This is a genomic window from Lysobacter sp. CA199, assembly GCF_052078715.1.
Lineage (GTDB): Bacteria > Pseudomonadota > Gammaproteobacteria > Xanthomonadales > Xanthomonadaceae > Lysobacter.
Genome location: NZ_JBQJIL010000001.1, coordinates 590,982 through 601,507, shown reverse-complemented (window position 1 = coordinate 601,507; position 10,526 = coordinate 590,982). Strand labels below are relative to the sequence as shown.

Genomic DNA, 10,526 nt, shown 5'->3' with positions numbered 1-10,526 from the left:
CCGCACAGCGCCTTGAACTACAGACCACCAGCGCCCGAGGCCTTCATGCCTGCCAACGCAAGTGCACATCCACGTTTAGCCGCTTAAACTAACTTTACTTCTGGACCAGTTAACGCAGGCCAGTCAAGGCCAGTCAAAGGGTCCGAACGGCGAGTATTTGTCGGGAAAGAACGTATGGGACATGATCAAGGATGAGTACATAAAGGGTGGCTACAAGAAGATTCGAGTGGCAGCTTGCGAAGCAGGTAAGCCAACTGAAGGCGAGCGCAGCTTCGCGAGCGATCTTGCCGCATGGTCAAAGCAGCCCGTTGAGGCGACACCCTACCTAGTGCGCTATCCGCTTGACGGGAACATATTCGTTGGGCGAGAACTACCAGGATCTGGCGGCCGGAAAACCATCCCATTTGAGAACGTAACGTGGAGAGCGTACTGATGAAAAAACTTGCTCGGTGCATGATTGCACTTTCAGCCCTGGTACTTTGCGCCGAAGCGAGCGCTCAAGCCAAACAAGAGCCCAAGATCTCTTGCCCCATCGATAAAGCACTGTCCGGAGAGGCGCTGGCGGCAAAGTTATGTGCCGATGAAAGCCTCAAGATCGATCAGAGCATGCATCGCTATTGGACTCAGATCGCGGCAGAAAATGGCGACGCCCTTTGTCAGTACAACCTCGCGCTCATTCTGCTAGGCAAGAAAAGGCAGCACGATAGAGTGCGCGCTGTTTTCTGGTTAAAAAAATCGGCTCAAAGCGGCTTTGCACTGGCAAAAGATGTTTTGGAGCAACTCGAAAAGAACCCAAGCATTACGATCCCCGTGGCTCCTCCACCTAGTAATTGAGAGCCCGTTAGTCAGGTGTTTCAGGATAGTGGCATTCATAGGCTGGACTGCCCAGGAATTTAAGACACTCGCCAGCCTCAAATTGAGGCACGCTCAAAGGCCTCAGGACTAACGCCGCCCAGATGGCTGTGGCGACGGGTGGGGTTGTAGAACATTTCGATGTAGTCGAAGACGTCGGCACGGGCCAAATCGCGGGTTTTGTAGACGCGTTTGCGAATGCGCTCTTTCTTCAGGCTACTGAAGAACGATTCGGCGACGGCATTGTCCCAGCAGTTGCCGCGCCGGCTCATGCTGGGCGAGAGACGGTGCGAGCGACAGAACCGCTGCCAATCATCGCTGCCGTATTGTGAGCCTTGGTCTGAGTGAACGATCACGTCCTGGGACGGCTTGCGCCGCCACAAGGCCATCATCAACGCATCGATCACCAGGTCGCGTGCCATGGTCGGTTTCATCGACCAGCCGACCACCTTGCGCGAGTGCAGGTCGATGACGGCCGCCAGGTACAGCCAGCCTTGCCAGGTTCGTATGTAGGTGATGTCGGTGACCCAGGCGCGATCGGGTGCATCGACGGTGAATTCCCGATTGAGCCGGTTCGGCGCGATGATCGATGGACGCCCCAACAATCCGGCGCGGCGCATTATAGCCGGATGAAGCAGGTCAAGCTGGGTGGCGTGGTTAAGATGGGGTATCGCTATAACGCCATCGGTGAGCGGGTTGCCGCGATTAATGGCGATGCCGGCGCAGTCACAACCTACACGCTCTATGACGAAGATGGGCAGTGGATCGGTGACTACGACAGCGCGGGCGCGGCAGTACAGCAAGCGGTGTGGATGGGCAGTACTCCGGTCGGCTTGCTAGCCGGTGTCGGCGCCAGCCAAGCCTTGAAGTACGTGCAACCAGATCATCTTGGCACTCCCCGCGCAATCATCGACCCGACGCGTAATGTAGCGATCTGGACGTGGGACACAAAGAACGAAGTATTCGGCAATAGTCCACCGAATCAAGATCCGGATATCGACGGCGTCGCGTTTGTGTTTAACTTGCGATTTTCGGGGCAGCGTCATGACCCGAGTTCAGGGCTAAGCTATAACTACTTCCGCGACTACGATCCGACTACTGGCCGGTATGTCCAAAGCGATCCTATCGGATTGAGTGGAGGAGCAAGTACCTATGCCTATGTGCGTGGAAACCCACTTAATCTTGTTGATCCGCTGGAGCTACAGGACGGAACATTTCTTCATTTGTATGATTCTTATATGCGGCATTATTATCGCAATGCGCTAAATGTAGTTCCCGCGAATCAAGCGGCTGCGCAAGCGGCCGGAAATTGGAAACAAATGTCGCCTGCTCAGAGTGTATTCCATCAGCAAGGTATGGACGGGAAGTACAATACGAAATGGGTTGATGATTCAGGTCATTGTGAGGCGATTTATAATAAACAAGGTGATTTAGTTGTCGATAATCTAAACGGAGGCACATACAACTACGCGTCACCATACAAGAATTACGGATATGATCACTTAATTCTTGATGTGGTTCCGTATCTCTTGTGGGGGAATGGTCCAGTCATTGTTGATCTGGAGCGTGTAGTTGTTCGTCCATGATATGAATATCTCATCGGCTCTCAAACGGTTCCTGATCTTGGCCTTCGCTATAGTGCTGGTTTTGGCTGTGTTGGGGGTGGCGGCATTTGATCGATATCGCTATTACGATTATGAGCAAGCGGATTGCTCAACGGATGAGTTTTTGATCAAGGCATGGCTGGAAGGCTCATTTCAAAAAAATCATCCTAATGAAAGATCGTCGCCATATTTCTTGCGCGTTGAGGTTGTCTCGAAGTTCCGAAATTCCGATGCCAATAGTGTGAGCGTCAGTGATCTCGTTCTTGCCTCTTCCGCAACAGGGAAGGAAGTTAATCTTCAGCAGTCATCTAGGCACGATTTCGGCGATGCAACTGTCTATCTTGTTCAGTCTATTACAATGCCTTTTGAAGACTACGAGTTGAAGGGGAAGGTGAAGTCGAGCGCGCCTATGTCAATCGGAAAAGCTGAATTCCGTTGCCGGTTGCATAAGAGGTTCGGCCAAGAATTGCGTATCCCGTTATGGGATGCAATTTTAAGCGCATAGCTGGATAAAAGGATTCTGCATTAAAAAGGTTCCAGGTTCATTTTCATTAGTCCTGAGACGTAAAGGTTTCAGGTTCCAGGTTCATTTTCATTGGCTCCGAGACGCGTTACCTACAACGCCGGCCTGCTGGCGACCAAGAAGGATGCCAACGACGCCGTCGCTCACCGTTACACCTACGACGCCTTGAACCGTCCGAAGGCGATCTTCTACACCGCCGCCGGCCCGGCCGATGTCGAGTACGACTACGATGTCGTCAATACCGAGTGCGCCGCAGGTCAGACCTTCGCGCTGGGTCGCGTCACCGCGATGCGTCACGACGGCACCGAACTGAAATACTGCTATGACCGCTTCGGTCAGGTCGTGCGCAAGGTTCAGGTCGTCGCGGGCAAGAGCTTCACCCTGAAGTATGCCTACACCATTGCAGGCCACCTCTACACCGTCACCTATCCCGACGGGACCACAGTGGACTACGTCCGCGATACCCAGGCGCGCATCAAGGAAATCGGCGTTCGCCCGTACGGCGGCACCCGCACGGTGCTGTTGAACAATGCCGCCTACGAACCGTTCGGCCCGGTGACCGGCTGGACGTACGGCAACGGCCGCGCTCTGAGCCGCAGCTATGATCTCGACTATCGGTCAAAGACGGTGTTCGATCCGGCCAGTGGCGGCCTGTCGTTGGGTTACGGCTACAACACCGTCGGCGAGCTGACTCAGCTGAAAGATGGGCTGCAAAGTGCGCTCCAGGCGAAGTACGACTACGACACGATCGGCCGACTCAAAGTCACCAGCGACGGCAACAGCAACGCGCTGGAAACCTACGAATACGACCAGACCGGCAACCGCACGAAACTGCATCACGGTGGGATCACCGATCTTTATGTGATTCTGGCCGACAGTCATCGTCTGAGCAGCGTTGGCGGCATCGGCCGTGGCTACGATGCGGTTGGCAATACCACCAGCATCGGCGGTTCGGCCAAGGAGTTCGTTTACAACGCTAATGACCGGATGAAGCAGGTCAAGCTGGGCGGCGTGGTGAAGATGGGGTATCGCTACAACGCCATTGGTGAGCGTGTTGCTGCGATCAATGGCGATACTGGCCCGGTCACGACGTACACGCTCTACGACGAAGACGGGCAGTGGATCGGCGATTACGACAGCACCGGCGCCGCCGTGCAGCAAGCGATCTGGATGGACGACGTGCCGATCGGTCTATTGGTCGGGTCGGGTACGAACCCGACGTTGAACTACGTGCAGCCCGATCGGTTGGGCACGCCACGTGCAGTCATCGATCCAATTCGTAACGTTGCGATCTGGACATGGGATGCTAAGAGCGAGGTGTTTGGTAACAGTCCGCCGAATCAAGATCCAGACTTGGACGGCGTAGCGTTCGTGTTCAATATGCGGTTTCCGGGGCAGCGCTATGATTCTGGCTCGGGGCTGAGCTATAACTACTTTCGTGACTATGATTCGGCGGCGGGTCGGTATATCCAGAGCGATCCGATCGGACTTGAAGGGGGCGTCAGTACGTATGCCTATGTTGATGGAAACCCGATCAGCTACATCGATATATATGGGCTGAGCAAGTTCGACAAATTGTTTGGCCTGCCTAAGAAGTTCTGGAGCTGGTACCACCGCCAGGTGAAAAAGCCTGGCGATCAAGATATCGGTAGGGAAGAAGCTGAAGCCTTGCATAAGGAATGGAAAGATTTGGAATGTCCAACGCCAGACTCGAAGAAGAGAGGTCGCAACAACCAAAGTGGTGGTGCCGATCTTGGGTTGTTGGAATGGATGATTCCTTGGCAAATAACGCCCACTGAAATAGGTTGCGCTGAGCTGGATTGCGATAGAAATGGCAAGCCAGATATGTTAGAAGAAAATAATCCTAAGGATAGACCATGAGTCGAGCTTCTGTAGGGGCGCTTCTTGCAATCGCTAATCCTGGTATTGTTCCGAATGATGTGCTCGATCATCTAGTCAAAAGAATGCCTCAGGTCCAGGAGGCTGATCCGGCATGGGGTTTGGTGTTGGAAGAATCTTGCGAATACGATGATCTTGAGGGCTGCCTGAATTCGGTCGAAGAGCACATTAAATCTTCGGGCGTCTTCCCCAAGGATGCCGGACTGCTTCTGCGAGTTGCGGTCTATAACGAGGCGTTCACGTACACCGGGAGAATTGAGCCCCGACAAATTTTCGTGGACTGTGGGCTGGCGATAGAGCTTAGTATTTATCCGACTGATGATTAATCCGATATGGATCAGTAAAAAGGTTCCAGGTTCATTTTCATTAGTCCTGAGACGCGCTCATGCCGGCAGAAATTCCTACATGCAAACGCGGAGCGCGCTGGGTCCGGGGCCGAATGAATGGGGCTAGAGTATGCGCATCCCTCAGTGGGCACTTGCCATGCCAAGGTCGCCTCGATTCGATCTTCCCAGTGTCCCGCAACATGTCGTCCAACGTGGCCACGATCGCTTGCCTTGCTTCGTTGAGGAGGACGACTACGTACGGTACTTGCAAGAGCTCGATGAGGCTTCGCGTAAGTATGGTTGTCAGGTTCATGCGTATGTGCTGATGACTAACCATGTCCACCTGTTGATGACCCCGGCCGAGGCCGGTGCGATCAGTCGAATGATGCAAGTGTTGGGGCGGCGCTACGTGCGGGGCTTTAATGAACGCTATCGCCGTCGCGGTACGCTGTGGGAAGGGCGATATAAGTCCTGCCTGGTCGACTCCGACGACTACTTGCTGCGTTGCTATCGATACATCGAGCTAAATTCCGTTCGCGCAAGGATGGTGGCAACGCCGGAGCAGTATCGTTGGTCCAGCTATCGGAGCAACGCATTAGGTTCGCCAGATGCGCTGGTGAAGCAGCACGACGTGTATCGCGCCTTAGGTTGCGATGATGCGATGCAGGGTATCTCGGAACGACTTTGGGAAATATTCGAAAGTACAATCCTAGGGCTAATTCAGTTAGCGATATTCCGCGCCCAGTGGCGCCTAATAATGGAAAATGCGAATGCAGCGCTCAATCAAAATAGTTGGTCGACGCTCTCTTGCGGTTTTGACCGCAGGGGCGATTATATTTGCTCCGCAGGTGTCTGGTGCATCAGGATGGAGTTCCCCTTTTTGCGGAGAAACTGAAGGGCCGGCAAAGGCCATGTCAGTTGCTTATTTGGCGTTCAAGGAGGTGATTCCGCAAAAAGGAAGTGCAACGTCAGAAGACGAGGTTGAGGCATCAGATCCATCAAATTATGACATCGTCGTGACGCAAAATGAGAAAGAATACATTATTGATTTTAAGCCGGCGGCTAACAGGTCGCGGGGTGTAAGGGGAGGGGCTTACCAGTACATAATTAATAAGGAGGGCTATAAAGTTGTTAATGTTACAGCTCGGTCTTGACGTTGGGAGTGGAAAGAGAGGGTTCGTCAGGCTCTGCGAGCGTCCCGCGATTTCCTCGGTCCAATCGATAGAGGAAAGGCTTCGGGAAAAAGTTTCAGGTTCCTTTTCGTTGGCCCGCGGCGCGTTCCAATTGTAGAAATTCCTACATGCAAACGCGGAGCGCGCTGGGTCCGGGGCCGAATGAATGGGGCTAGAGTATGCGCATCCCTCAGTGGGCACTTGCCATGCCAAGGTCGCCTCGATTCGATCTTCCCTTTGATGACCCCGGCCGAGGCCGGTGCGATCAGTCGAATGATGCAAGTGCTGGGGCGGCGCTACGTGCGGAGCTTTAATGAACGCTATCGCCGTCGCGGTACGCTGTGGGAAGGGCGATATAAGTCCTGCCTGGTCGACTCCGACGACTACTTGCTGCGTTGCTATCGATACATCGAGCTAAATCCCGTTCGCGCAAGGATGGTGGCAACGCCGGAGCAGTATCGTTGGTCCAGCTATCGGAGCAACGCATTAGGTTCGCCAGATGCGCTGGTGAAGCAGCACGACGTGTATCGCGCCTTAGGCTTCGAGGACGCGGCGCGGCGCCAAGCCTATGCGGCCTTGGTCTCGAAAGGTATAGATGGAAAAGAGATCGCGGAGCTTCGCGACTATCTTCGACAAGGGCGGGCATGGGGCAGTGGCCGGTTTCAAGCGCACATTGAAGAGATGTTTCGTCGGGTCGCGGTGGTTCGCCCGCGTGGGCGTCCGTCTCCGGCGGGATGAAATTGAACCTGGAACCTTTTCAGAACCTTTTTAAACCTGTCTTGGGAAGGAGTGTCGCAGTGAATAGCGTCGTACGCGGTGCAGGGATGCTGAGCTGGCTAGCGCTAGCGGGCGCATGTGCAGTGAACGATTCTCCCGTCCTTCCAAAGGCGGAACGACGGGTGGTGCTAAGCGACATTTATGGCATTTGTACTATCGGGCCAGGCGAATTGAGGCAGGATGTTGGCCGAAGGGGTATTGATTCGGATTCTGGAACCCTGCGTGCGAACTCAGCCAGGGTGTCGTATGAAGTGGGCTACGGGCCTCAAGTAGATCACGCGCGGGGAAAACGAACGGAATACCCGGCGCTTACTCACGACGATGTCACGATCTATCTATGGGAGGATCCGGACATTTCTGCTTTCGTAGTAGAGGGGCTGCGGGAAAGGAAGCATCCGAGCCAAACTTCAGTGGAAATTTGGTACTCTTTTGAGAAGTCGGATGGCAAGTCCAAAGCGCTTGCGGAATCTCTGACGCCCACGACGGCGAACTGCAAGTAATGGCAAAAAAAGCTACAGATTCATTTTAATAGCTCTGAGGCGCGTTCAAGCCCGCAGAAACTCCTGCGTGCAAACGCGGAGAACGCTGGGCCCTGGGTCGAATCACTGAGGACTGGAGTATGTGTGCTCCGCGCATCCGCCTTGGCAACTGCAGGCCGTCACAGAGGTAAGCATGGAAATTGCGATATCGATTGTCTTCGCCGCGGCTTCCTTGTTCGTGTCTACGAGGGTTTATAGCGAGTTGGGGCGGCTGATCTTCGTCGCGGTCACGCTGGCGTGGGCGTGTGTTGTAGTGCTTCTTTATCCGGGTGCGATCGTGCGGGCTACGATTGCGGCTGCGGATTCGGAGAAAATCGCATACGACTCTTGCAGGGTCGCGCTGCTGCGCTTGTACGAAAGCCTGCAGCCTGCTGGGATCTCGGTACTTTTGTGTTTGGCGGCGTTGGCTGTTCTGGCGGTGGTCCCAAGGCCCAGGAAGGCCGGTTAGGCCTTTCGAAAGGCATTTGCTAAGCCGCCGCACTCCATTCCCCACCATTCGCCCCACCCCCCGCCAACGCCGGAATCCGCTCCACCAGCAAATCGATCGCCGCGCGCGTGCGCAGCGGCAGGTAATGCGTATGCGGCCACACCGCGCTGATGCGGCTGCCGATGACGCGGTCGGCGTGCATCACCATTTGCAGTTCGCCGGTGCGCACGTAACGGGTCAGCAGCCAGCACGGCAGCATCGCCAGACCGGCGCCGGCGATGGCGGCGTCGGCGATGGCTTGGACGTCGTCGAAGCGCAGGCGCGCTTGCACGCGCGGTTCGCGCACGGTGCCGGTGGCGTCGCGCAGCAGCCAGGGGTTGCTCTGGCCGTTGCGGCCGTAGACGACGGCGCGGTGGCCTTCGAAGTCGTCGACGTCGTGCGGTTTGCCGTGTGCGGCCAGGTACGCGGGCGCGGCGCAGATGCCCATGAGTTCGTCGTACAGCGGACGCGCGGCGAGGGTGGAACTGTCGGGCAGGCGGCCCAGGCGGATGGCGAGGTCGTAGCCGTCTTCGACCAGGTCGACGATGCGGTCGTTGAATGACAGGTCGATTTCCAGTTTCGGATGCCGCTGCGCCAGTTCCAGCATCACCGGGGCGATGCAGTGGCGGCCGAACAGCACCGGCGCGCTGATGCGCAGGCGGCCGCTGGGTTCGCGCCGGCCGCTGTCGAGCGCGGCTTCGGCGGCGTCGAGTTCGGCCAGCGCTTTCACGCAGCGCTCGTAATAGGCCTGGCCGTCGTCGGTGAGGCTCTGGCGACGGGTGCTGCGGTGGAACAGGCGCACGCCGAGTTGTTGTTCGAGCCGGGCGATGCGCTTGCCGATCGCCGAACGGGTGACGCCCAGGCGTTCGGCAGCCACCGCGAAGCTGCCGGCCTCGGCGGATTGGACGAAGGCGATGATGCCGAGCAGGCGGTCGTTGACGGCCATATTGGTTCCCTTGTGGATACAAAGAGTGGCTTAACTATAGTCACTATAGAGCGTTGGGCGACGATATCTTAGCGCTACCCGGACCTGCCGGCGCAAGCGCGCCGCCGCTCCGCCCCTGTATCCCCCTTGCTTCTTTCCCTCTTGCTCAGGAGATGTCCATGAAGGCTTTCAGTATCCGCAGCGGCGCCGGTATCGGTTCGCTGCAATCGTTCGAGCGCGCGTCCGCCGCGGTGGCCGCGGGCCAGGTGCGGGTCAAGGTCCGCGCGGTGTCGCTGAACTTCCGCGATTTGATGGTGGCCGACGGCAGCTATCTGACCGATAGCGATGCGCCGGTAATTCCGGCGTCCGATGCGGTCGGCGAGATCGTTGAGGTCGGCGCGGGCGCGTCGCGTTGGCGCATCGGCGACCGCGTGGCGACCAGTTTCTTTCCGTACTGGCACCACGGCGCGGCGACGTCGCACAACAGCCGCGACCCGTTCGGCGCGGCGGTCGACGGGGTGTTGGCGGAGGAAATCGTGGTGAGCGAGGACTCGCTGTTCGCGGTGCCCGATCATCTCGACGACGCGCAGGCCGCGACCCTGACCTGCGCCGGCGTCACCGCGTGGAATGCCTTGTTCGTCGAATCCGGGCTGCGGCCCGGTCAGAGCGTGTTGCTGCTCGGCACCGGCGGCGTGTCGATCTGGGGTTTGCAACTGGCCAAGGCCGCGGGTCTGGAGGCGATCATCACCTCGTCGAGCGACGAGAAGCTCGAACGCGCCAAGGCGCTCGGCGCCGACGCCACCGTCAACTACCGCACCCATCCGGAATGGCAGGAGCAGGTGCGTGCGCTCACCGGCGGCCGCGGCGTGGACGCGGTGCTGGAGGTCGGCGGCAAGGGCACCTTGCGGCGGTCGATCGATGCGGCGGCGATGAATGGCACGATTTCGATCATCGGCGGGGTCAGTGGTTTCGCCGGCGAGTTCAATCCATTCTCGCTGATCATGGGCGCCAAGCGCTTGTCGGGCATCTTCGTCGGCAGCAGCGGCATGGGCGAGGACCTGTCGCGCTTCGTCGGCATCAACAAGATCGTGCCGGTGGTGGACCGGGTGTTCGATTTCGATCAGACGCCGGCTGCGTACGAGTATCTGAAGAGCGGCGCGCATTTCGGCAAGGTGGTGATCCGCGTCGCGGGTTGATTGGATGCGATGCGACCGTCGTCGTTCGGGCGGCGGCGGTCGGCGAATGAGTGTTGGGTGGTTGAAGTGGGGCTGGGTGGCGATCGCTGTGCGGGGTTTCGTCGTAGGGCGGAGGTCGCGGTCGCGGCTTGCGCCGCTCCTGCAGGGGGCTGACGCATTCGCCGGATGGCGAGCCCTGTAGGAGCGGCGCGAGCCGCGACCGCGGGGTAGCCGTCGCGCCGTAGCTATCCAGGACGTGATCGCCCCT

10 protein-coding genes and 1 pseudogene are annotated in these 10,526 nt (G+C 57.4%); 9 read left to right on the top strand and 2 right to left on the bottom strand.

The features are described 5' to 3' along the window. Window positions 1–432: 432 nt before the first annotated feature. Entirely contained in the window at window positions 433–834 is a 402-nt protein-coding gene (locus ACTOWJ_RS02865; protein ID WP_441333058.1) for a hypothetical protein, read from the top strand. A gap of 77 nt (window positions 835–911) precedes the next feature. Here the strand turns inward: ACTOWJ_RS02865 and ACTOWJ_RS02860 are convergent. Beyond that, window positions 912–1,488: pseudogene (locus ACTOWJ_RS02860) on the bottom strand (IS3 family transposase); the annotation flags it as partial. Here ACTOWJ_RS02860 and ACTOWJ_RS02855 point away from each other — a divergent pair. The 7 genes from ACTOWJ_RS02855 (at window position 1,482) to ACTOWJ_RS02825 (ending at window position 8,140) form a co-directional block, all read left to right on the top strand. Then, window positions 1,482–2,438 (top strand): RHS repeat-associated core domain-containing protein, encoded by a 957-nt coding sequence (locus ACTOWJ_RS02855; RefSeq protein WP_441333079.1) that lies wholly within the window; start codon window positions 1,482–1,484, stop codon window positions 2,436–2,438. The pseudogene ACTOWJ_RS02860 and the gene ACTOWJ_RS02855 overlap by 7 nt on opposite strands. Next, complete coding sequence (locus tag ACTOWJ_RS02850) at window positions 2,425–2,961, top strand: hypothetical protein (RefSeq protein WP_441333057.1); 537 nt, start codon at window positions 2,425–2,427, stop codon at window positions 2,959–2,961. The genes ACTOWJ_RS02855 and ACTOWJ_RS02850 overlap by 14 nt, the downstream gene beginning before the upstream one ends. Before the next feature lie 90 nt (window positions 2,962–3,051). Then, window positions 3,052–4,860 carry an RHS repeat domain-containing protein gene (locus ACTOWJ_RS02845; protein ID WP_441333056.1) on the top strand — a complete coding sequence of 603 codons (1,809 nt, stop codon included), beginning with the start codon at window positions 3,052–3,054 and terminating at the stop codon, window positions 4,858–4,860. Further along, window positions 4,857–5,204: a hypothetical protein gene (locus ACTOWJ_RS02840; protein ID WP_441333055.1), complete on the top strand. Its 348-nt coding sequence runs from the start codon at window positions 4,857–4,859 to the stop codon at window positions 5,202–5,204. Before ACTOWJ_RS02845 ends, ACTOWJ_RS02840 begins: the two co-directional genes overlap by 4 nt. Before the next feature lie 130 nt (window positions 5,205–5,334). Beyond that, on the top strand, window positions 5,335–6,099 hold the full coding sequence (locus tag ACTOWJ_RS02835; RefSeq protein ID WP_441333054.1) for a transposase: 765 nt from the start codon (window positions 5,335–5,337) through the stop codon (window positions 6,097–6,099). 517 nt (window positions 6,100–6,616) lie between these two features. Beyond that, on the top strand, window positions 6,617–7,114 hold the full coding sequence (locus tag ACTOWJ_RS02830) for a transposase (RefSeq protein WP_441333053.1): 498 nt from the start codon (window positions 6,617–6,619) through the stop codon (window positions 7,112–7,114). A gap of 711 nt (window positions 7,115–7,825) precedes the next feature. After that, a complete protein-coding gene (locus ACTOWJ_RS02825; RefSeq protein ID WP_441333052.1) occupies window positions 7,826–8,140 on the top strand; it encodes a hypothetical protein in 315 nt (104 codons plus the stop codon). Window positions 8,141–8,159: 19 nt separating this feature from the next. Here the strand turns inward: ACTOWJ_RS02825 and ACTOWJ_RS02820 are convergent, their stop codons facing one another. Beyond that, a complete protein-coding gene (locus ACTOWJ_RS02820; RefSeq protein ID WP_441333051.1) occupies window positions 8,160–9,104 on the bottom strand; it encodes a LysR family transcriptional regulator in 945 nt (314 codons plus the stop codon). Between the two features lie 158 nt (window positions 9,105–9,262). Here ACTOWJ_RS02820 and ACTOWJ_RS02815 point away from each other — a divergent pair, with 158 nt between their 5' ends. Continuing rightward, a complete protein-coding gene (locus tag ACTOWJ_RS02815) occupies window positions 9,263–10,279 on the top strand; it encodes a zinc-dependent alcohol dehydrogenase family protein (RefSeq protein WP_441333050.1) in 1,017 nt (338 codons plus the stop codon). The last annotated feature ends 247 nt before the right edge of the window (window positions 10,280–10,526 follow it).